The sequence below is a fragment of the Pseudarthrobacter sp. L1SW genome (genome assembly GCF_020809045.1).
Taxonomy (GTDB): domain Bacteria; phylum Actinomycetota; class Actinomycetes; order Actinomycetales; family Micrococcaceae; genus Arthrobacter.
This window is the reverse complement of sequence record NZ_CP078079.1, coordinates 2355231-2376304: the sequence shown is the minus strand read 5'-3', so window position 1 is coordinate 2376304 and position 21074 is coordinate 2355231. Positions and strand designations below refer to the sequence as shown.

At 66.4% G+C, this 21074-nt stretch carries 20 protein-coding genes, 2 tRNA genes, 1 other RNA gene and 1 pseudogene; 13 read left to right on the top strand and 11 right to left on the bottom strand.

Translation table 11 applies throughout. The features are described from left to right. Window positions 1-5: 5 nt before the first annotated feature. Window positions 6-941, bottom strand: coding sequence for a cysteine synthase A (gene cysK, locus KTR40_RS10945; protein ID WP_139029513.1), 936 nt, complete (start codon window positions 939-941; stop codon window positions 6-8). 64 nt (window positions 942-1005) lie between these two features. After that, the gene (gene msrA / locus KTR40_RS10940; protein WP_139029512.1) at window positions 1006-1530 is read right to left on the bottom strand and encodes a peptide-methionine (S)-S-oxide reductase MsrA; all 525 of its coding nucleotides are present in this window, start codon (window positions 1528-1530) and stop codon (window positions 1006-1008) included. 102 nt (window positions 1531-1632) lie between these two features. On the opposite strand from msrA, the gene KTR40_RS10935 reads away from it, so the two are divergent. Further along, window positions 1633-2610 (top strand): Nif3-like dinuclear metal center hexameric protein, encoded by a 978-nt coding sequence (locus tag KTR40_RS10935; protein WP_228403722.1) that lies wholly within the window; start codon window positions 1633-1635, stop codon window positions 2608-2610. 121 nt (window positions 2611-2731) lie between these two features. Next, window positions 2732-3469 (top strand): zinc ribbon domain-containing protein, encoded by a 738-nt coding sequence (locus tag KTR40_RS10930; RefSeq protein ID WP_139029510.1) that lies wholly within the window; start codon window positions 2732-2734, stop codon window positions 3467-3469. A gap of 94 nt (window positions 3470-3563) precedes the next feature. On the opposite strand, the gene KTR40_RS10925 is transcribed toward KTR40_RS10930, so the two are convergent. Beyond that, a complete protein-coding gene (locus KTR40_RS10925; protein ID WP_228403720.1) occupies window positions 3564-4328 on the bottom strand; it encodes a YaaA family protein in 765 nt (254 codons plus the stop codon). Window positions 4329-4384: 56 nt separating this feature from the next. Here KTR40_RS10925 and rnpB point away from each other — a divergent pair. From rnpB to KTR40_RS10900, 5 genes are all read left to right on the top strand, one after another. Then, window positions 4385-4776, top strand: an RNA gene (rnpB, locus tag KTR40_RS10920) — RNase P RNA component class A. 45 nt (window positions 4777-4821) lie between these two features. After that, the gene (locus tag KTR40_RS10915) at window positions 4822-5364 is read left to right on the top strand and encodes a TspO/MBR family protein (protein ID WP_228403718.1); all 543 of its coding nucleotides are present in this window, start codon (window positions 4822-4824) and stop codon (window positions 5362-5364) included. 293 nt (window positions 5365-5657) lie between these two features. Next, window positions 5658-7100 carry a glyceraldehyde-3-phosphate dehydrogenase gene (locus KTR40_RS10910; RefSeq protein ID WP_240793697.1) on the top strand — a complete coding sequence of 481 codons (1443 nt, stop codon included), beginning with the start codon at window positions 5658-5660 and terminating at the stop codon, window positions 7098-7100. Between the two features lie 75 nt (window positions 7101-7175). Further along, the gene (locus tag KTR40_RS10905; protein WP_104998252.1) at window positions 7176-7385 is read left to right on the top strand and encodes a hypothetical protein; all 210 of its coding nucleotides are present in this window, start codon (window positions 7176-7178) and stop codon (window positions 7383-7385) included. A 127-nt stretch (window positions 7386-7512) separates the two neighbouring features. Beyond that, window positions 7513-8310: an HNH endonuclease family protein gene (locus tag KTR40_RS10900; protein WP_228403716.1), complete on the top strand. Its 798-nt coding sequence runs from the start codon at window positions 7513-7515 to the stop codon at window positions 8308-8310. A 9-nt stretch (window positions 8311-8319) separates the two neighbouring features. Here KTR40_RS10900 and def read toward each other — a convergent pair whose 3' ends face one another. The 3 genes from def to orn all read right to left on the bottom strand — a co-directional run bounded on the left by def (window position 8320) and on the right by orn (window position 9807). Further along, entirely contained in the window at window positions 8320-8892 is a 573-nt protein-coding gene (gene def, locus KTR40_RS10895; protein ID WP_139029505.1) for a peptide deformylase, read from the bottom strand. A gap of 126 nt (window positions 8893-9018) precedes the next feature. Next, window positions 9019-9091: transfer RNA gene (locus KTR40_RS10890), tRNA-His, on the bottom strand. A gap of 128 nt (window positions 9092-9219) precedes the next feature. Further along, window positions 9220-9807, bottom strand: coding sequence for an oligoribonuclease (orn, locus tag KTR40_RS10885; RefSeq protein WP_255708899.1), 588 nt, complete (start codon window positions 9805-9807; stop codon window positions 9220-9222). A gap of 193 nt (window positions 9808-10000) precedes the next feature. Between orn and mptB the strand changes: the two genes are divergently transcribed. Further along, the gene (gene mptB, locus KTR40_RS10880) at window positions 10001-11557 is read left to right on the top strand and encodes a polyprenol phosphomannose-dependent alpha 1,6 mannosyltransferase MptB (protein WP_139029503.1); all 1557 of its coding nucleotides are present in this window, start codon (window positions 10001-10003) and stop codon (window positions 11555-11557) included. A gap of 168 nt (window positions 11558-11725) precedes the next feature. Next, window positions 11726-12406 carry a hypothetical protein gene (locus KTR40_RS10875; RefSeq protein ID WP_228403713.1) on the top strand — a complete coding sequence of 227 codons (681 nt, stop codon included), beginning with the start codon at window positions 11726-11728 and terminating at the stop codon, window positions 12404-12406. Window positions 12407-12429: 23 nt separating this feature from the next. On the opposite strand, the gene KTR40_RS10870 is transcribed toward KTR40_RS10875, so the two are convergent. Further along, a complete protein-coding gene (locus KTR40_RS10870; RefSeq protein ID WP_228403711.1) occupies window positions 12430-13143 on the bottom strand; it encodes a DNA alkylation repair protein in 714 nt (237 codons plus the stop codon). Between the two features lie 101 nt (window positions 13144-13244). Between KTR40_RS10870 and KTR40_RS10865 the strand changes: the two genes are divergently transcribed. Then, window positions 13245-14147 carry an aldose 1-epimerase family protein gene (locus tag KTR40_RS10865; RefSeq protein ID WP_228403709.1) on the top strand — a complete coding sequence of 301 codons (903 nt, stop codon included), beginning with the start codon at window positions 13245-13247 and terminating at the stop codon, window positions 14145-14147. Window positions 14148-14309: 162 nt separating this feature from the next. Here KTR40_RS10865 and KTR40_RS10860 read toward each other — a convergent pair whose 3' ends face one another. Next, window positions 14310-15401 carry a LacI family DNA-binding transcriptional regulator gene (locus KTR40_RS10860; RefSeq protein WP_228403707.1) on the bottom strand — a complete coding sequence of 364 codons (1092 nt, stop codon included), beginning with the start codon at window positions 15399-15401 and terminating at the stop codon, window positions 14310-14312. Between the two features lie 76 nt (window positions 15402-15477). On the opposite strand from KTR40_RS10860, the pseudogene KTR40_RS10855 reads away from it, so the two are divergent. After that, window positions 15478-15795, top strand: a pseudogene (locus KTR40_RS10855) (Gfo/Idh/MocA family oxidoreductase); the annotation flags it as partial. A gap of 202 nt (window positions 15796-15997) precedes the next feature. Here the strand turns inward: KTR40_RS10855 and xylB are convergent. Both xylB and xylA read right to left on the bottom strand, forming a co-directional pair. Next, window positions 15998-17410, bottom strand: coding sequence for a xylulokinase (xylB, locus tag KTR40_RS10850; RefSeq protein WP_228403705.1), 1413 nt, complete (start codon window positions 17408-17410; stop codon window positions 15998-16000). A 3-nt stretch (window positions 17411-17413) separates the two neighbouring features. After that, window positions 17414-18601: a xylose isomerase gene (xylA, locus tag KTR40_RS10845; RefSeq protein WP_228403703.1), complete on the bottom strand. Its 1188-nt coding sequence runs from the start codon at window positions 18599-18601 to the stop codon at window positions 17414-17416. Window positions 18602-18739: 138 nt separating this feature from the next. Between xylA and KTR40_RS10840 the strand changes: the two genes are divergently transcribed. Then, a complete protein-coding gene (locus tag KTR40_RS10840; protein ID WP_228403701.1) occupies window positions 18740-19969 on the top strand; it encodes an ROK family protein in 1230 nt (409 codons plus the stop codon). Window positions 19970-20114: 145 nt separating this feature from the next. Here the strand turns inward: KTR40_RS10840 and KTR40_RS10835 are convergent. Further along, window positions 20115-20190 (bottom strand) — tRNA-Arg (locus tag KTR40_RS10835). A 214-nt stretch (window positions 20191-20404) separates the two neighbouring features. Between KTR40_RS10835 and KTR40_RS10830 the strand changes: the two genes are divergently transcribed. Continuing rightward, the gene (locus tag KTR40_RS10830; RefSeq protein WP_228403700.1) at window positions 20405-20968 is read left to right on the top strand and encodes a single-stranded DNA-binding protein; all 564 of its coding nucleotides are present in this window, start codon (window positions 20405-20407) and stop codon (window positions 20966-20968) included. Window positions 20969-21074 lie beyond the last annotated feature (106 nt).

Below are 21074 nucleotides of genomic sequence, written 5' to 3'. Positions count from 1 at the left end.
ACTGATCAGCCGCGGATGTCGTCATAGAGCACGGTGGAGATGTAACGCTCGCCGAAGTCACAGACAACAGCCACGATCAGCTTGCCCTTGTTTTCGGGACGCTTCGCCAGCTCCAGTGCACCCCAGACAATGGCGCCGGAGGAGATGCCGCCCAGGATGCCTTCCTTGACGCCGAGCTCGCGGGCCACGCGGACGGAATCCTCAAGGGTGGCGTCGAGGACCTCGTCGTAGACGTTGGTGTCCAGGATTTCGGGGACGAAGTTAGCGCCGATGCCCTGGATCTTGTGCGGGCCGGGTGCGCCGCCGTTGAGGATGGCGGAGTCCTTGGGTTCGATCGCGACGATCTGGACGCCGGGCTTGCGCTCCTTCAGGACCTGGCCGACTCCGGTGACGGTTCCGCCGGTGCCTACGCCTGCAACGAAGATGTCCACGGCGCCGTCGGTGTCAGCCCAGATTTCCTCCGCCGTGGTGCTGCGGTGGATCTCAGGATTGGCTTCGTTGGCGAACTGCTGGGCCCAGATGGAGTTCTCGGTGTTGGCCACGATTTCCTGGGCCTTCTCCACGGCGCCGCGCATGCCCTCGGAACCCGGGGTCAGGACGATCTCGGCGCCAAAAGCGCGCAGCATGACCCGGCGCTCGGTGGACATGGTCTCCGGCATCGTGAGGATGACCTTGTAGCCGCGGGCAGCGCCCACCATGGCCAGGGCGATGCCGGTATTGCCGGAAGTGCCTTCAACAATGGTCCCGCCGGGCTTCAGTGCACCTGATTTCTCGGCGGCATCGACGATGGCAACGCCGATGCGGTCTTTGACGCTGTTGGCCGGGTTGTAGAACTCAAGCTTGACGGCGACGGTGGCGTCCAGGCCCTCGCTGAGCCGGTTGAGCTTGACCAGCGGGGTTCCGCCGACCAGCTGCGTTACATCGTCATAGATCCGTGCCATGTAGATACGCCTATCTTTGAGGGGTGAATACTGAGGTCAGCCTAACGAGGCCGCGTAACCGTGGCTAAGCGTTAAGCCATGCAGAGTAATATTTCCTGGCCTTGGCGAGCTTGGGGTTGATGATCACCTGGCAGTACCCCTGCTCGGGATGCTTGGCGTAATAGTCCTGGTGGAACTCCTCGGCAATATGGAACCGGGGGAGCCGGACCACCTCGGTGACGATGGGGTTGGCCCACAACGCCTGGTTCCGTTCAATCGCTTCCTCGAACAGGATCTTCTCTTCGGTGGTCTCGTAGAACATGGACGAACGGTACTGGGTGCCGACGTCGTAGCCCTGGCGGTTCAAGGTGGTGGGATCGTGCAGTGCGAAGAACATGTCCAGGATGACTTCCTCCGGGATGGTCTCCTCGTCGAACGTCACGGCCACAACCTCGGCATGGCCGGTGGTGCCGTTGCAGACCGAATAGTAGTCCGGCTGCGGATCGTGGCCCCCGGTGTAGCCGGACACCACCGACGTGACTCCCTTGGTCTTCTGGTAAACGGCGTCGAGGCACCAGAAGCAGCCTCCGCCTAAAACAAAAGTTTTCATGACCTCTTCAATGGTTGGGGGCACGGGAAGATTCCCGGGCCGTCCGTGGGTGGGGCTTGTAAACGTGCGGCGCGGCTGGCCCGATGGGGTAAAACTAAGACTATGGAACCTGCGGACACCGACGTTACCGGCCCAAACAACGGCGACGGCGTCGATCACGGCGTCAAGCACGACGACGGGCACGACGACGGGACCGGCGGCGGCAGCGCACCGTCAGCCGGGCAGGGGGCAGCGGAGCCCGCAGAGGCGCCCACCCTGGGCGAGCTGCTCCTGGCGGTGGAAGAGCTGTGGCCGGAATCCCTTGCAGAGAACTGGGACGAAGTGGGACTGGTTGCAGGCCATCCCTCAGCGCCCGTCACCAAGGTGATGTTCGCCGTCGACCCTACCTTGGAAGTCATTGAAGAGGCCGTGGAGTGGGGCGCGGAACTGCTGATCACCCACCATCCCCTGCTCCTGAAGGGCGTCACCTCCGTCGCGGCCACCACGCCCAAAGGCCGGGCCGTGCACCGGTTGATCGAGTCCGGCACCGCGTTGCTGACGGTCCACACCAACGGTGATTCCGCCGTCGGCGGCGTGTCCGACGTCCTCGCCGATGCGCTGGGCCTCCAGGACGCCGTCCCGCTGACTGTGGCAGCAAACGGCCTTCCTGAAGAGGGCATCGGGCGGGTGGGGGACCTGGCGGAAGCCATGACCCTGGGCGACTTCGCAGCCCGCGTGTTCGGGATCCTCCCCTCCGTAGCCGGGGGAGTGCGGGTTTCCGGGGACAAGGACGGCCTGGTCCGTCGCATCGCCGTGTGCGGTGGTGCCGGGGACTCCCTCTTTAGTGAGGTCAGGGCCAGCAACGCGGACGTCTATGTGACCGCCGACCTCCGCCACCACCCGGCGTCGGAAGCCAGGGAGGCTGCCCTGAACGGCCGGCCCTACCTTGTGGATGTCTCCCACTTCGCCAGCGAGTGGCTGTGGCTGCCTGCCGCTGCGGCTGCGCTGGGCAATGTCCTCGCCGACCAGGGCCATGACGTTGAAATCCAGGTCAGCACTACCAACAGCGATCCCTGGGACTTCATCCTGACTCCGGGCTAAGCCTGGCGTGAAGGGTCCCCGGGCGAGCAGAGCGAGGCAGGGGAGCAGGCCAGGCGCTAGAGTCTAGGAAGCGCCGGTCAGGTGCCCGGCCCCGGCCGGTAGGGATCAAGCGGAGGTAACAGTGGCGAAGGCAGCACCGGCGGAACAGTTGAAGTTGCTCGAACTGCAGGGGCTGGACGCAAAGCTGAAGTCGCTCGCCAACCGCCGCCGCTCCTTGGAAACCGATCCCCGCATCAAGGACCTGGAGGCGGCGCTGGCTGTTGCCAACGGCGAGCTGGGCGCGGCGAAGGTGGCTGTCCATGACGCCGAGGCCGAACTTAAGCGGGCCGAGGCGGACGTGGAACAGGTGGCCTCGCGGATCCAGCGGGACGAGGCGCGGCTGAACAGCGGCACCGGATTGTCCAAGGACCTGGTGGCGCTGCAGAAGGACATTGCCTCGCTCAATAAACGCCTCTCGGACCTTGAAGATATTGAGCTTGAGGTCATGGAGCGGCTCGATTCGCTGCGGGAGCGGCAGGCGGCACAGCAAGCGATCGTGGACGATATCCAAGGGTCCTTCGGCACAATCAGGGCCGAGCTCGACGCAGCCCTTGCTGAAGTGGAGGCGGAGGCCGGCGGCCTCCGCGCCCGGCGCGACGAATTTGCCGCTGGCCTCGATGCCGGCGTGCTGGCCGTGTACGAAAAAACGCTCGCCAAGCGCGGTGTGGGTGCCGCCCGCCTGTTCCACGGCACGTCCGAGGCGTCGGGCATGAAGCTGAGCCCCGGCGACCTGGCCGAGATCAAGGCAGCCGCCGCGGACGACATCGTCTTCTGCCCGGACTCCGGCGCCATTCTGGTCCGCTCGGAGGAGTGGGCCTGACCCAACCAACCTGACCCAACTAGGTAGCGCTAAGTGTCGTTTTGGCGGCTCATAACGACACTTAGCGCTACCTAGTTGGGGAGCGGCAGGGGAATCAGCCCGGCAGGATGATGTTCAGCGCGTGGGGTTTCCGCGCGGAACCGTCCATTAGCTCTGCCTGCCAGACTTCCCGGGCGGCCCTGGCAAGGTCCGACGGCGTTGCTGGAGCTTTGCCCCGCCGCGCCAGCAGGTGCCGCGCGAGTTCGCCACGGGTGTGCTTGGCGAAGTGGCTGACCACCTTCCGGACGCCGTTCACCTCCGTAAAAACGTTGACCGCCACTGTCTGCGCCGGTGGCGGGGCCCACGCCGCGGAGTAGGTGCTCGAGCGGCAGTCCACCAGCAGGTGTCCCTCGGCAAGCGGCGCCAGCGCACTGGACAGGTGCGGCTTCCAGAACGAGGCGAGGCGGCCGACGTCGGGCAGTGCCGTCCCCATGGACAGGCGGTAGGCGGGCACGCTGTCGCCGAAGCGGATGGCGCCCCAGAGCGCGGAAATCACCAGCACCGACTCGTCTGCCTTGCGCCGCTGCACGGGGGTGAGTGTCTTGTAGCCCAGCGCGTCATAGAGGACGCCGGAGTAGATCTGGTGTGCAGGGGCCGCCGGTTCGCCATGGAGCCGGGTGTTGCGCTCGACGTCGTCCTTCAGGGAGGCCCCCACCCCCAGCAACGCGAGGGCATCGTCATGCGCGCTCACCGTCCCCAGCGCGTCCAGCACCTTGGCGCGACAGGAGTTCAGCTCCGGGAAGCTGAGGGAAGGCCAGTCGACGGCGGAACCACGGACCGCGGGTGTCTTGCCTTCGGAAGGGGGGAGCAGAATCAGCACCGTCCGATCCTACCGGCGGAGGGAAAGTGGCAGCGCCCCGGTAGACTGGACATGGATGGGTTGACCAGGCGGCCGCGCGTCACGCAAGTGGCTCGAGGAACGTCCGGGCTCCGCAGGGCAGGGTGGTGGGTAACGCCCACTCGGGGTAACCCGCAGGCCAGTGCCACAGAGAACAGACCGCCTGGGTCGCGCCGGTTTGAAAGCGGCACGAACCAGGTAAGGGTGAAACGGTGGTGTAAGAGACCACCAGCTTCCCGGGTGACCGGGAAGGCTAGGTAAACCCCACCCGGAGCAAGGCCAGACAGGACACGTTTGAGGGCTGCCCGCCCGAGTGTCCGGGTAGGCCGCTGGAGGGCGCCGGCAACGGCGCTCGTAGATGGATGGCCGCTACTCCCGCACCGGCAACGGGGCGGGAGCACAGAACCCGGCGTATCGGTCAACCCATCCACCCCGTCCGGTTTGACCTTGAGAGTTGTGTTGGGGATCCTGAACCGTGCCCGCAAATATTGACCCGCCCTCCGGCGACGGAGCCGCCGAACCGCGGGGTCCCGCCCGCGCACAGCAGGCCGTTGCCCTGGCCGGGTTCCTTGCGCTCTCCGCCGCTGCCTGGGCCCTCGCGTCAGTCCCCATCATCCTGCATTCGGCTGGCTGGTTCGCGGGATCGGCCAAGGCCCCCTGGATGCCGCCGGGCTGGATGTTCAGGAGCATGTGGATGCTCTTGTACGTGGGGGTGGCGGTCGCCGCCTGGCTCGTCTGGCGGAAAGGGGAGTTGAGGGGAGGTGCCCTGGCCGGGTATCTGGTCCAACTGGTGCTCAATGCCGCATGGCCGCTGGCCTTCTTCGGGCTCTTTCCGGTGTTTGGTGCTGCTGCCCTCTGGGCCGCTTTCTGTGTCATAGCCGGGCTTGCGGCCTCGCTTGCATTCCTCGTTGTGCGGTTCGGGCCGGTGAGCCCGGCTGCGGGCCTGCTGATGCTGCCCTATTTTTCCTGGGTGGTGTTTTCGTCCAGCCTCAATCTCTATTCGGCCATCCACAACTGACTCCCCGGACGCAAGGCCCTTCCCTGTGAGTGATTTCACGTGGTTCCGGCCGGTCAGGGGTAGCTGGCCAACTTAGAATGGAGACCGGACGCAGGAGTTCTTCCGCCCGGGTTGCCTTCGCAGCCGGCGGTTTTTCTTTGCACGCGATCCAGGCGCCTGGGGGCCGACCCCTGCAGGCGCGGGGGCCCCTGCACAACATGTGGTGGCCGACATCCGTGTACGAGGACGTACACGGCTGAACCGAGGAAGGTATTTCTGTGAGCCAGACGTCAGATTCTTGTCTTGATACGTGGATGGGCCGGGAGGCCCTCGCCGAGGCCATGATTCCGGTGATCGGCCGGCTGTACCGCGAGAACAACGTGGTCACCAGCATCCATGGCCGGAGTTTGATCAACAAATCCACCATGAACATCCTTAAGGCGCACCGCTTTGCACGCCGGATGAGCAAGGACGAGCTTCTCCTGGAGGAGACGGCGCCCCTGCTGAACACCCTGGCCGGACTCGAGCTCGGTGCCGCTGCCATCGACATCGCCCGGCTGAACCAGAAGTTCAAGGAAGAAGGCGACGGCGCCACGCTGGAAGAATTCCTGCGGGCGGAACTTGCCGACGTCGTGGGCAAGCGCGGCGGCGATGACCGCACCAGCACCGACGTGGTGCTTTACGGCTTCGGCCGGATCGGCCGGCTCCTGGCCCGCCTCCTCATCGAAAAGGCAGGCGGCGGACACGGCCTCCGCCTGCGCGCCATCGTGGTCCGCAAAGGTGCTGACAACGATCTCTCCAAGCGCGCCAGCCTCCTGCGCCGCGACTCGGTCCACGGCTCCTTCGAAGGGACCATTCGGATTGACGAGGAGGCCAACACCATCACGGCCAACGGCGTGCAGGTACAGGTCATCTACTCGGACAACCCCGCCACCATCGATTACACCGCCTACGGAATCAACAACGCCCTTGTGGTGGACAACACCGGACGCTGGCGTGACCGGGAGGGCTTGTCCCAGCACCTGCAGAGCAAGGGCGTGGCCCGGGTCCTGCTGACCGCCCCGGGCAAGGGCGATCTCAAGAACATCGTCCACGGCATCAACCACGGCACCATCGAGGACACCGACCAGATCGTCTCCGCCGCGTCCTGCACCACCAACGCCATCACGCCGGTGCTGAAGGCAATCAACGACAAGTTCGGCGTCGTGCACGGCCATGTGGAGACGGTGCACTCCTTCACGAACGACCAGAACCTGATCGACAACTTCCACAAGGGTGACCGGCGCGGCCGCTCGGCAGCACTGAACATGGTGATCACGGAGACCGGCGCCGCCAAGGCCGTGGCCAAGGCCCTGCCCGAACTGCTGGGCAAGCTGACCGGCAGCTCCATCCGCGTCCCCACCCCGGATGTTTCCCTCGCCATCCTGAACCTGAGCCTGGAGAACGGGACCACCAAGGACGAGGTCAACAACTACCTGCGTGAGATGTCGCTGCACTCGGACCTGCGCAAGCAGATCGACTACATCGACTCACCCGAAGTTGTTTCCACTGACTTCGTCGGTTCCCGCCGGGCCGGCATCGTGGACGGCCTGGCCACCGTGTCCACGGACAAGAACCTTGTGCTCTATGTCTGGTACGACAACGAGTTCGGCTACAGCTGCCAGGTGGTCCGCGTCATGGAGGAGATGGCCGGGGTTAACCCGCCTTCCTTCCCCGCAAAGGAATCCGCCGCGGCCCTGGCTGCGATCGCCGTTTAGGTTCCGGCCGCCGGTCCCGCGATTTCCCGGCTGATGGTGCTGGAATCAGCCGGGAAACGGGACCACACTGGTGGCATGGACAAAGATTCGACACTTCAGCACGAGACAACCCTTGAGCACGCCCTCGACGTGGCCAAAGCCAACCATAAGGAGGCCGTCCGGCTGCTGGAGGGCGCCCGCGCCGCGTACAAAACGGGCGACGTCGGAGAGGACCGGGTGCGCCAGCTGGAAGGACTGCTGGCAATCGCCGAGGAGGACCTCCGGCGGGTGATGCGGGAGCAGTAAGCCCCGCGGCGGAATACTTCCGCCAGCGCCGCCCACTTGCCCTCCACACTGTGGAAAACAGTGGGGAGGGCAGGCTGGTGGCCTAGGCTCTTCTGGTGCATGATGTCGCCGGAGGGGCTGGAGCCCCATGACTGTGAGCTGGTCTGCCTATCGGAGTGCGCGCCGTCGCTCCCGGCAGGCATGGGGCATCCTGGCAGTGGCTGCCGCCGCGGCGTTGGCGGCCCTGTCCTGGTTCTTTACTGCCGGCCAGTTTGCCTTGGCGGAGCCCGCCGTCGCAGGTCCCGCGGAGGCCCCAGTCTTTGATCCCGCCTGGATGAAGCCTGTCGTGCCAGTGCGCCCGGTGCCCCCGGGCAGTGCCCTCGCCGCATTGGAGGGGCTCGCCGTCAAGGGCCGCGCCGCCAAGGACAACTACGACCGCGAAGCCTTCGGCCAGGCGTGGCTGGACGTGGACCGGAACGGGTGCGACACCCGCAACGACATGCTCCGGCGTGACCTCACCGCCGTGGTGTTCATGGAGGGGTCCAGGTGCAAGGTGGCAGCAGGCACCATCCGGGAGCCTTATACCGGGCAGTCCATGGACTTCCGCCGCGGCTCCGAAAGCAGCCGCGCAGTCCAGATAGACCACGTCGTGGCCCTGGGCGACGCCTGGCAGAAGGGCGCCCAGGGGCTGACGGCCAAACAGCGCCAAAGCCTTGCCAACGATCCGCTGAACCTCATCGCCGCGGACGGCCCGGCAAACGAGGAGAAGGGTGCCGGCGATGCCGCAACGTGGCTTCCCAGGAACAAGTCCTTCCGCTGCCACTATGTGGCCCGCCAAATATCCGTCAAGGCAGCCTACGGACTCTGGGTCACTGAGGCGGAAAAGGACGCCATGAAGCGCGTGCTGGTGTCCTGCCCGGGCCAGTCCACCATTGCGGCGGGGTGACCGCCTGCTTTAGTGGCCGAACGGGTCAGGGTCGACGCCCGGCATCCAGGTCAGTCCGGGAACTCCCCAGCCGCTCTTCTTGGCCTGCTTCATGGCCTTGCGCGCGTAGCGGTCCATCAGCCGGTTGACGTAGAGCTTTCCGTCCAGGTGGTCATATTCGTGCTGGATGATCCTGGCAAACCAGCCGGTGGCTTCGAACCTGACGGGCTGTCCAAAACCGTCAAACCCTTCAACGCGTGCCCACTCGGCGCGCTTCAGGGGATACTGTCCGCCGGGGAAGGACAGGCAACCTTCCTCTTCCTCATCCGGGTCCGGTACCGCACCGGAAATCTTTGACAGGGTCAGGACCGGGTTGACCAGCACGCCCGTGGGCGGGGCGCCATCGTCGTTGGCGTACTTGTACACGAAGATCCTCTTGCCCACGCCTATCTGCGGAGCTGCGAGCCCCACGCCGTTGGCGGCGTCATTCGTTTCAAACATGTCCGCTATCAGGGTCCGCAGCTCGTCGTCGAACACTTCAACCTCGGAAGCGCGGCGGTGCAGTACGGGTTCTCCCCAGATGGTGATTGGCAGAACGGTCATCTTCAGCGGTCCTTCAGCGGTATCTCGTGCGAGGTGCAAGTGTGCGACGGTGAAAAAACGAAGGAGGCCGCACCGGATATCCGGTGCGGCCTCCTTCTTGGACGGCTGCACATACCGTCCCGTGAGGGTGAGCTACGGGGGTTGAACCCGCGACCTCCTGGACCACAACCAGGCGCTCTGCCAACTGAGCTAAGCCCACCATGTGCCTGCAGATTTACCGGCGGACCGGCGCTCTGGAAAGGCAACTCATATAGCTTACCTGCTCTTCAGGGGTGCTTTGTCCACTTTTGGGGTTTTCGCCCAAAATTCCGTCGAAGGTGACGCAGATTACCCTTCCTGCTGCCCGGTGTCCCCGGCGGACGTGATGTGGCGGGCAATCCGCTGGGCCGTTGAACTGTCCGGTCCCGGCGCGGGCACGAATACGGCTTCCCGGTAATAACGGAGCTCGTCGATGGAGTCCTTGATGTCCCCCAGGGCGCGGTGTCCGCCTTTTTTCGCCGGCGACTGGAAGTACGCCCTCGCGAACCAGCGGCGGGAAAGTTCCTTGATGGTGCTGACGTCGATCACCCGGTAGTGCAGGTGCTCAACCACCGCCGGCATGTCCCGGGACAGGAACACCCGGTCAGTGCCCACCGAGTTGCCACCCAGGGGCGCCTTGCGCGGGTCCGGCACCCATGCGGAGATGTACTCCATGACGGCGGCTTCCGCCTCGGCCATCGTCTTGCCGTGGGGCAGTTCCTTGAGGAGCCCCGATTTGGTGTGCATGTCCCGGACGAAATCGCTCATCTGGGCCACTGCGGCATCATCCGGTTTGATGACCACATCGACGCCGTCGCCGAGGATGTTCAGTTCGGAGTCGGTGACCAGCGCCGCCACCTCGATCAGGGCGTCATTCTTGATGTCCAGGCCGGTCATTTCGCAGTCGATCCAGACGATTCGTTCGTTAGATATAGGCACCGGACAAGCCTACCGTTACACCTCCAGGCCACCGTCCGATGCTAGGATTTCGAAGACGCGGCGGGTCATGCCGCTCCCGTGGGAATGCGCCCCGGCCGGCCGGTGCGCCGCCGGGCGAAACCGCAGACGAGATAGATTGGACAATCCTGAAATGACGGCGCCTGTGCCTGCGACGGGGGAGGCGGCGCCCGCCGCCACTGCCGCAGCGGGCGGCGCCGAAGTGGATAATCCCCGGTCCCCGCTCCTTGCCGGCTTCGTTGGGTCCATGTTCATGCTCATCGGGTCCTTGGGCGTGGGCTGGCTTGCCCCGGTCTCTGAACTCCGCAGGATGCCACTGTTCATCTGGATGCGCGCCGAAGCGGTCGGCGTTGCCCTCTCGATTGTCCTGCTGGCCGTGGGAGGCATGCTCCTGGTCCGTGCCTGGCTCAGGCTGGGGCAGCGGGTCAGGGTGTGGGGCGGGCAGGCCCGCAAAGCTACCCTGATGGCCGTTGTGGCCTGGGGCCTCCCCATGATGTTCAGCGTGCCGCTCTTCAGCCGCGACGTTTACGCGTACATCGGACAGGGCCGGCTGATGGTTGAAGGGTTCAACCCCTACGAGAACGGCATCTCGGCGCTGTCCAACTACTTCCAGCTGGGCGCGGACAAGATGTGGACCGAAGCGCCCGTACCCTACGGCCAGCTGTTCCTGTGGATCGAACAGTTCGTCGTCTGGTCCACGAACGTACAGCCGGAGGCCAGCGTGATGCTCTTCCGCCTGGTGGCCGTGGCAGGAGTGATCCTGTGTGTCATTTATGTTCCACGGCTGGCCGAGCTGCACGGCGTCAACCCGCACCGGGCCCTGTGGCTCACCGCCGCGAACCCGCTGTTCCTGACGAACTTCATCGCGAGCGTCCACAATGACGCACTGATGATCGGGCTGGCGCTGGCCGGGCTCTACTACTCCGCGACGCACAGGCTGGTCCGCGGCATTGTCCTGGTGACCCTTTCCATTGCGGTGAAGCCCATCACTATTGTCTTCCTGCCGTTTATCGGGCTCCTATGGGCTGGCAAGGACGCAGGCTGGCTCCGCAAGTTCGCGTTTTGGGGCCTGACAGCTGGGCTGAGCCTCGGAATCCTGGCCTTGATGAGCCTGGTGAACGGTTTCGGCTTCGGCTGGGTCAACGGGCTCTCCGCCCCCGGAAGCATCTCCATCTGGTACGCGCCCGTGGGGCTGATCGGCATGGTGGTTGCCTCGCTGGCCAATCCGTTTGGACTGGACGGGGCCGCCTTGGCCGGGGTTGTGCACAATGTGGGCAAGCTTATTGCCGTGGGCATTGTTGCCTGGCAGATCTTCCGTGGGGACTATGACCGGCTGATGCGCCGCCTCACTCTCGCGTTTGCCGCCGTGGTCCTCCTCGCTCCGATCATCCAATCCTGGTACGTCGTTTGGCTGATACCCCTGTTCGCAATAACCGGCATCAGGAACGACTGGCAGGTCAAGGCGCTCTACTTTGTTGTCTCGTTCTTCATGATCTACGCCATTTCGGACCAGCTGGAAGTCTTCCCGTACCTGCAGACCGAGGACCTCGGCTTTGCGCTGGCACTGGCGCGGGTGGCCGCTGCGGTGACCGGCCTGCTGTTCGGCCTGTACCTGGTTTTCTGGGACCCCCGCACCCGCCGGCTGTTCCGCAAGACCCACGAGGCCGTCGTCGAACGCCCCGTCATCTAGGTAGCGCCAAGTGCCGTTTTGAAGCTCCAGAACGACACTTGGCGCTACCTGGTTGGGGTTGGGGGAACCTGACGTGAAGTCCGTCCTGTTTGCCGGGCCATTGGACCCTGCTGTCCGCGGTGCGCCGGCCATAGGGTCGAATCATCCCGCATGGCAAGGAGGCGCCGGATGGAGGGTTCGCGGCACGCGCCGCCAGGCAGGGCGCTGCGCACCGTGGTGGGCGTCTTCGGGCTGCTGGCGGCCCTGGCGGGCATGGAACACGGGATTGGCGAGATCCTCCAGGGCCCCGTGGCGCCTGGTGGCCCGGTGTTCCGTTCCTGGCCCGGGAACGAGGCGTTCGGAATCCTGGACGGGGAGCCGGCCTTTACGGTGCTGTCGGACCTCTTGGCGTCGGGCGTCGCGACCGTGGTGGCTGCAGGGGTTTTCGCCGCCTGGGCGGTGGCCGGCATACACGGCCGGCAGGGGCCCCTGGTGCTGATTGGGCTCTCGCTGCTGCTGTTCGCGGTCGGTGGCGGTTTCGGCCCGCCGCTGCTGGGAATCATCCTGGGCATTGGGGTGTCCAGGCTGGAGGCACCTTCGCGGCCGCCGGGACCGGGCACCCGGGCAATGGCGAAGGCATGGCCGTGGGCGCTGGGGGCCGGTGTGGCGGGTTACCTCGGGCTGGTGCCGGGCACGCTGGTGATGCACGCCATGTGGGGAACTCCACCCGCATCCGTGGTGTACGCGCTCATGGCGATGGCCTTCGGCGGTGTGATCCTTGCCCTTGCGGGTGCCAGGGCAAGTAACAGGCTGGAGGCCTGGCATGCCGCGGAACCGTCAAAGCGATCCCGGTCCGGAACGTCCCCCTGACCCAGGGTGCTTGCAGGCTGCCGTTATATGCCAGGTGTCGGGACAGCGAGCCGCCGGAGGGCTTCCCTCCGGGACAGGGGACTGAGGGTGGCCGCGTGTTCTGCCACGAAGGCCGCCACCCACTCCGGCGCCGTCTTTGAATACTCGCGCAGGGCCCATCCGATTGCCTTCCGGATGAAGAACTCCCGGTCTGCCATGTTTGTTTCAAGGATCCGGGCCAGCAGCCCGGAATCAGTGGCGGCCTTCGCCTCCAGCTGCGAGAGGATGGCAGCCCGCCTCATCCAAAAGTCCGGATCGGTGCCCCAGCCAAGCAGCATTGCTGACATCTCCGCACGGTTGGCCTGCAGCAGGCCGCAGAGGCGGGTGGTTACCGGGTCCACCACATCCCACCAGGCGCCACTGCGGATCATTTCTTCATAGACGGGCAGCATCAGCATGTCCCCGGCGGCCAGGGGGTCCGCGGTCAGGTCGATGGCTGCATACCGTTCTTCGCGGGCCATGGCGTTCCGCCATAGCTCAAGGACGGTGCCGCGCAGCTGCACGGCTGACGTAAAGGGGCTGTCGGCAGCGGCCGCGGCGGCGATCCGGCGGACTTCGGGGACACGCACACCCAGGCAGGGCAGGGCAGATTTCATGTAGGCCTGCGCGCCGGCGCCCCGCACTGGGTCTGCCCGTTCGCGCAGCGCACCGCGGATGGCAGAGAGTACCTGGCTGTTAACCACGCCTTCTTCGGCCATGGTGCAACTTTAGCCAGCGGGAAGGTTTCCGTGTGCGCGGGCAGGCGCATGCGTTAGGCTGGTTAGCGCTCACAAGAAACTCGGCGTCAAAGGGGATCTTCATGCCATCCACGGAACACAGCATCGCCAGCGGCCCCTACACCGCCGTGGTCACAGCGCGCGGGGGTGCCCTCCGGGAGCTGCAGCACAACGGCCGGGACCTGGTGGTGGGCTTTGGCCCGGACGGCAGGATTCCCGACTACCGCGGGGTCATCTGCGTCCCCTGGCCCAACCGCCTGGCTGACGGCAGGTACACCTACGCCGGAACGGCCTACCAGGCCGCGATCAACGAGCCCCAGCGGGGTGCGGCGCTGCACGGCCTCGCCACGGAGCGGACCTGGGAGGTGCGGGAGGCGGCTGAGGACCGGGTGGTTCTCGCGTGCACCATCAGCGCGGGCCCGGATTACCCATCGGACCTTGAAGTGTCCGTGTCCTACTCGCTGGATCCCGATGGGTTGCACAGCACGGTGAGGACGGTGAACACCGGGGCCGCCAGTGCCCCCTATGGTGCCTGCCCGCACCCGTACCTGGTGGCCGGTCCAAATGGGCTGGACGAATGGACGCTGGAAGTGCCGGCGCGCGAGTTCCTTGAGGTGACGCCGGACCGGCTGCTCCCCGTCGGCATGAAGGGCGTGGAAGAGCGCGGCTTTGATTTCCGCAGACCCCGGCGGTTGGGGCCCGTGAAGATCGACCATGCCTTCACCGGCATTTCCCGCGACGCGTCCGGGCTGGCCAGGGTGCGCGTGCAGGACCCCGCGGGAACGGGTGTGGAGCTGGAATGGGGCACGGAGTTGCCGTGGGTCCAGATCCATACGGCCGATAAGCCGGTGGCCCCGGACAGGCTGGGCCTGGCGGTTGAACCCATGACCTGCCCGCCGGACGCCTACAACTCGGGGGTGGACCTGCTGCACCTCAAACCGGGGGAGTCGCACTCGGCGTCCTGGACTATCCGGGCCCTGGCTTAGTCCGCGCCGCAGGCGGTTGAGAACCGGGACGTCCAGCCTGCCCGCGCAAGCCAGGCCGCGCACGGAGCCGTCCACTGGTCCGGCCCCGGCTCTCCGGCCGCAAGGCCCAGTCCGAGCCGCCCATGGGGAGAGACGTGCAGCTTCCCAGCCCGGACGCCATGCTCAGGCCACTGCCTCCGTGCTGCGGCGAAGGGTGACTTCGCCCTTCACGGGCTGTGGATCCCCGGTCTCCTGGCCATCGTTGCTGCCCGCCGCGCCGGCTGTCGCCCGGGTGGCAAGCCGGCCGATGTCTTCCAGCGGCAGGCGGACCGTGGAGAGGGCCGGTCGGAAGTCCCGCAGGGTCTCGATATCATCAAATCCGGTAATCCTGGCGTCCCGCGGAACCCGGAGCCCTTCAGCCCGCAGGGCGGCCGAGGCGCCGATGGCCATCACGTCGTTGACAGCGAAGATGCACATCGTCGCGGCGGCAGGGGCCTCGCCGTCCTCCGTCCGCCCGGCCTTGATCCTGGCAGCCAGCTTGAGGCCGGCATCGTAGCCCCCAGCGCGGTTGAATGACGTGCGCAGTACCTGCGCAGGGCCCCGGCCGGCCTTTGCCAGACCTTCCTGGAAGCCGCGAATCCGGTCATCCGAGGTGAACAGGCCCTCAGGGCCACCGATGATGACGAAATCGCCAACCCATCCGGCGGCAAGCTCAGCTGCCAGGGCGCCGGCGAGCTCCTGGTTCGGCACGGCAACAACGTGGTAGCCCTCGGAAGCGGTGGCACCTACCACCGGGTGTCCCACCACTGCCACCTTGCCGCCGTTGCGGCAGTACCGGTCAAGTTCCGCTGCAAGCCCGGCGTTGCCGTCCCGGTCCTCTTCCCGGGACGAGCGTGAGCCGGCGACCACGATGGAATCGGCGCGCCGTGCGGCGAAGGCTGCCACGGCCTCCCGCTCCTCCGCGGGCGCCCCGCCGCTGGTGGCCAGCAGCACCAACTTGCGCTGTTCCCGGGCGGCCTCCAGGACGCCACGGGCGATGGCGGCGAAATATGGGTCCGCGATGTCGTGCACAATCAAGCCGATGAGGCCGGAACTGGACTTGGCGAGCCCCTGGGCCTGGGCGTTGGGAATGTATCCAAGCGAGTCCGCTGCCTGGCGGACCCGGTCCGCGATGTCCTGGCCCGGCTTGCGTGCGGAACCATTGAGGACCCGGCTGGCAGTGGCGGGAGATACCCCGGCCAGCCGCGCAACCTCGGTAAGGGTGCTTGCAGCCACGGCGTCTCCTGGTCGGGTTTGTGGGGTCAGTAGGCGTAACCAAGTATGGCAGTTTCGGGCCAGGTTCGGAAAGCGCTTGCCAGTTGTCGGATGGGCGAACGGCATCACCGGCCGGATAGGCTACCGCGGGCACCTGCTGCGGTCCATCCTTCCCATCCCGGACGCAGGAGCCCATTGTGGTGGGCCGTAACGAAGCAAGATCCGGGAACTGGCCGAAAAGCACAAGGCCTCGGAGTGGAGCACCGACCTCGGCGCCGTTATCAACGACCCCACCATCGACGTCGTGTTTGACGCTTCCATGACCAGCCTCCGCGCCGCCACGCTGAAGAAGGCCATGCAGGCCGGCAAACACATCTTTACCGATAAGCCCTCCGGCGAAACCTTTGCGGGCGCAACACCGTCCTGGCCACGGTGAAGGAAGCGCTGCGCGGAGCTTGTCCTACCGTGCGCCTGACACCTCTGCATGTCCTGTCCAGACCCCAGGCTCCTGCCACGTTCTACACAACTGGCAGGACCTGCGCCCCACATGAAAAGACCCGGACCGCGCTGTTAATTTCACAGTGAGGTCCGGGTCCTTTTGCGTGGATACGTCAGGCCTACATCGAGGCGCAGCGGCGGTAGCGTGCCAGCACGCCGCCGTCGTCCTGCCCTGCAGGGAGGTCGACGGCGTCCAGTGCCCACTGCGGAAATTTTCCGGTGAGTGCCGCGGCGGCCTGGCGGGCGGCGCCGTCGGCCACGTATTCTCCCGGGCGGGGCACGGTGACGCTGATGCCCAGCAGTTGCGCTGCCGCCGCCTGGACCGCCGCTGACTGCGCTCCGCCGCCCACCAGGATGATGCGGCGCGCTTCCACGCCCTGTTCCTGCAGGGCGGCCAACCCGTCTGCGAGCGAGCAGACCACGCCTTCGACGGCGGCGCGCGCCAGGTTTGCCGGGGTGTAATTCCCGCGGGTGATGCCATGCAGGGAACCCGTGGCGTCCGGCAGGTTCGGCGTGCGCTCGCCGTCGAAGTAGGGGACGAGGGTGAGGCCACCCGCGCCTGGTTCGGCCGCCAGCGCCAGCTCGTTGAACTCCGCAATACTGACGTCCAGCAAGGCAGCGGTGGCGTCAAAAACGCGGGTAGCGTTCAAGGTGCACACCAGCGGCAGGTAGTTCCCCGAGGCGTCGGCAAACCCTGCCACCAGCCCGGACGGGTCGGCGGCCGGCGTGTCGGACACGGCGAAGACCGTCCCCGAGGTGCCCAGCGACATCACAACATCACCCACGCGGGCGCCCACACCCAGGGCCGCCGCCGCGTTGTCCCCGGCCCCGGCGGCCAGGAGGGCGCCTTCCGGAGACCTGCCGGCGGCCTCCAGTGGGCCTACCACTTCGGGCAGCAGCGGGATGTGCCCCAGCGAGGACTCCAGGAGCCCCGGCAGGTACTCGCCCGTCGCCGTCGAAAAGTAGCCCGTCCCCGAAGCGTCCGAGCGGTCGGTCCTCAGGGCCGCCAGCCCTGCCTCGCCGCTCCCGGGGCCATAGCCCATGAGCCGCCAGGTCAGCCAGTCGTGGGGGAGGCAGACCGCGGCAACCCTGGCCGCGTTCTCCGGCTCGTTGGCGGCCAGCCAGTGCAGCTTGGTCAGTGTCAGCGAGGCCACCGGGACGGTGCCCGTGGCACCGGCCCAGTAGCGGGCGCCGGCGGCTGCATCGCCGTCGCCTGCCGCCTTGATCAGGTCCGCGGCCGCACCTGCGCTGCGGGTGTCGTTCCAGAGCAGTGCGGGCCGGATGACCTGGCCGTCGCTGTCCAGGCAGACCATGCCGTGTTGCTGGCCTCCCACCGAGATGGCGGCGACGTCCTCCAGTCCGCCTGCCTGTCCGGCTGCCTCCTGGAGGGCGGCCCACCAGTGGTCCGGGTGGATTTCGGTCCCGTCGGGGTGGCCCGCCCTGCCCTGCCGGACCAACTCTCCCGTGTCCGCATCGCGGATCACCACCTTGCAGGACTGGGTGGAGCTGTCGATGCCTGCTACAAGAGCCATGGGTTAGCGGGCGTTGAGGAGGTGTTCGATGGCGAGCTGGTTGAGGCGGACGAACGCGAAGGAGCGTTCGGCGGCCTTGTCGGCGTTGAAGTCCTCGAAGGCGGTGGCGTCCGCGAGCAGGTCCGCGGTGGTTTCACCGGCGGCGAGGGTGCTTTCGCCGAGTTCGAAGACGCCGGAGGTGGCCAGGGCTTCCTGGACTTCGGGGTCTGCGCGGAAGGCGAGGGCGCGTTCCTTGAGGAGCAGGTAGGTGGCCATGTTGGCCTTGGCTGATTCCCAGACGCCGTCGTAGCCGTCGGTGCGGGAGGGCTTGTAGTCGAAGTGCCGGGGACCCTCGTACCGGGGGCCGCCGCCGGGGAAGCCGTTTTCGAGCAGGTCCACGGTGAAGAAGGCGCTGGTGAGGTCGCCGTGGCCGAAGACGAGGTCCTGGTCGTACTTGATGCCGCGCTGGCCGTTGAGGTCGATGTGGAAGAGCTTGCCGGCCCAGAGCGCCTGCGCGATGCCGTGGGTGAAGTTCAGCCCGGCCATCTGCTCGTGCCCGGTTTCGGGGTTCAGGCCCACGATGTCGCCGTGCTCGAGCTGGGCGATGAACGCCAGGCCGTGCCCGACGGTGGGGAGGAAGATGTCGCCGCGGGGTTCGTTGGGCTTGGGCTCCAGGGCGATGCGCAGGTTGTAGCCCTTGTCCTTGATGTAGGCCGCGGCGGTGTCCACGCCTTCCTTCATCCGGTCCAGCGCGGCGGCGAGGTCCTTCGAGCCGTCGTATTCGCTGCCTTCACGCCCGCCCCACATCACAAAGGTTTCGGCACCGAACTCGGCGGCCGAATCGATGTTGCGCAGCACCTTGGCCAGGGCGAAGCGGCGGATCGAGCGGTCGTTGGAGGTGAAGCCGCCGTCCTTGAAGACCGGGTGGCTGAAGAGGTTGGTGGTCACCATGGGCACCTTCAGGCCGGTCTCGGCCAGGGCTGCCTTGAAATTCTTCAGGATCAGGTCCCGCTCCGAGGCGCTGGCGTCGAACGGAACCAGGTCGTTGTCGTGGAACGTGATGCCGTACGCGCCCAGCTCGGCCAGGCGGTGCACCGCCTCGACGGGGTCCAGGGCGGCACGGGTCGCGACACCAAACGGGTCCGCACCGGTCCAGCCCACAGTCCAGAGGCCGAAGGTGAACTTGTCAGCAGGGGTGGGGGAAATAGCCATGATGCGTCCTTGCACTCGGTTGCCGCCAGTTACGGCACTTTTAGTTTATCGCTTGAACTATATAAGCGTGATTACGCTAGGGTCAATAGCGAAAGGGCTCGTGTGGGACGGCCCCGCTACCAGTCGGAGGAGAAGGCCATGGCGAGTACCGCAGCTGCCACTGCACCGTCCGAGGCCGCCAGCCCGGGAAACATGGCGGATGTGCGGAGGAACAACCTCGCACTGGTCCTTGCCCGGGTGGCGCAGGCCCCGGCCGGAATGAATCCCACCCGGGCACAGGTTGCCGCGGCCACCGGGCTGACCAAAGCCTCTGTTTCGAGCATCGTTCTGGACCTCTTGGGTGCCGGCCTGCTCCGCGAGGTGGGCCTGAGCCGGCAGGGGGAGCGGGGCCGGCCGGGGGTCGGGCTGGAACTGAACCCTGCGCGGGGTGTCATGGGCCTGGAAATCAACGTCGACTACATTGCCGCCGGGGTGACGGACCTTTCCCGAAGCCTGGTTGTGCAGGAAATCCGGGAGCGGGACAACCGGGACAGCGCCAGCGAGCCCGTGCTGTCCGCACTGGCAGCGCTTGCTGCGGAGGTGCGGAAGGCGGCCGCGGCCTCGGGTGTTGAGGTCCTGGGCGCAGGACTGGCCGTCCCGGGCCTCGTGGAAGCCGGCACTTCAACGGTGAGGACAGCCCCGAACCTTGGCTGGAAGGACACAAAGCTGGACATGGAGCGGCTGCTTCCTGGTGTGCCGTTGGGGGTCTCCCTCTTCAACGAGGCCAATGCTGCTGCGCTAGCGGAACTGGCCCACGGCTCCCACGGCACGCGCGATTTCCTCTTTGTATCCGGCGAGGTGGGCGTCGGTGGCGGCCTGGTGATCAATTCGGAGCTTTTCACCGGCCCGGAGGGCAACGCCGGGGAGGTGGGCCATATCGTGGTCCAGCCGGAGGGGGCCCTCTGCTCCTGCGGCGGGACGGGGTGCCTGGAGACGATCGCGGGGCAGGATGCCATTTTTTCTGCTGCCGGCATACCCGCGAAGGGACGGTCGAGGTCCGAGAGTATGTCCGACCTGCTGGGAGCGCTCGGCGCTGGGGACCAGGCTGCCTTGCTCGCTGTCCGGCGGGCCGGGCGGGCACTGGGAGTGGCAGTGGCGTCGACGTCCCGCGTGGTGGATGTCAGGGCTGTGGTGCTTGGTGGCCATTTCGCAGTCCTCGACCAGTGGCTCCGCGGGCCGCTCTTGGAAAGCCTTGCGAAGTACGCTCCGGGGGCGCTTTCCCCCGGGCACGTCACCACCTCCGCGGTCGGGGACGCCGGGGCCCTGCTGGGTGCTGCCGGCAGCGTGGTCCGCGCCTTGGTGGAAGCCCCGCACCGTTTGCAGTCCTGAACTTGCAGTCCTGAAGTGGCGCTAACACCCGTTGGGCTGCCACTTATCGGGACTTCCCTGCGGGGCCTTTTTGGTGACTGACAGCGATTGGGCAGTGGCGCGGGAAGGCAAACGCCCCGGTCCGTGAACCGGGGCGTTTGCCGTCTGGTGCCCCAGGAGGGAATCGAACCCCCGACCGGCGGATTAGAAGGCCGCTGCTCTATCCCCTGAGCTACTGAGGCAGTGGATTCCGGAGCTGAAATCCGGCGCCTCAAAAAGTTTACATTGCCCGAAGTCCCGGCGTAGTCACTGACCGGCGGGGGCCCACTGATCCTCCACAGGCAACCGCAGCCGCAGGTTATGCACATAGGCCAACCCCTGCCTCCCCGCGGGCCGGCACCGGCGCCATGCTGGTCTTGCCTGCTAGGGCACCACCATTGACGACAGGACGTGAAGATGAGCGACACCATAACCATTCGGGGGTTCGTTGCCACCGAGATCAAGAGCGCCACAACCCCAGGGGGAGTGGCCACCGCCTCTTTCCGGATCGGTTCCACCTCCCGCCGGCGCGACAAGGAATCCGGCATGTGGGTGGATGGCCACACCAACTGGTTCCTGGTCCAGGGCTACCGCCACCTGGCGGGCAGCATGGGCTGCAGCATCAGGAAAGGCCAGCCCGTCATTGTGGTGGGCACCCTGAAAATCCGCAGCTGGGAAAGGGACGGCAGGGTCTATTACTCGCACACGATCGACGCTGACGCCGTGGGCCACGATCTGACGTGGGGCACGGCCAACTTCACCCGCTCGTCCACGAAGCCGCTTCTCTCGCTTGTGGAGCGGGAGTCTCCGCTCGACGGCGAACACCGTACCGGCGGAGAGGGGACGTTCGACGAGCCGGAGGACGGCGACGAGGATCACGACGGCGGCGGGGATCCTGCCGCGGCCTACATCGAGGACAGCAACGGCGACCTCGTGCCACTGGACCTGGAGACGGGGGAACTCGCCGAATCCGGAGTCTAGCTTTCATTTCAGCGTCCCCCATCAAACGGTTTCCCCGGTTCCTTGGCGGGCAGTGCCGCGGCACCCCCCCGGCCGTGCACTGCCCGCCCAGGTTGCGAAGGCGGGA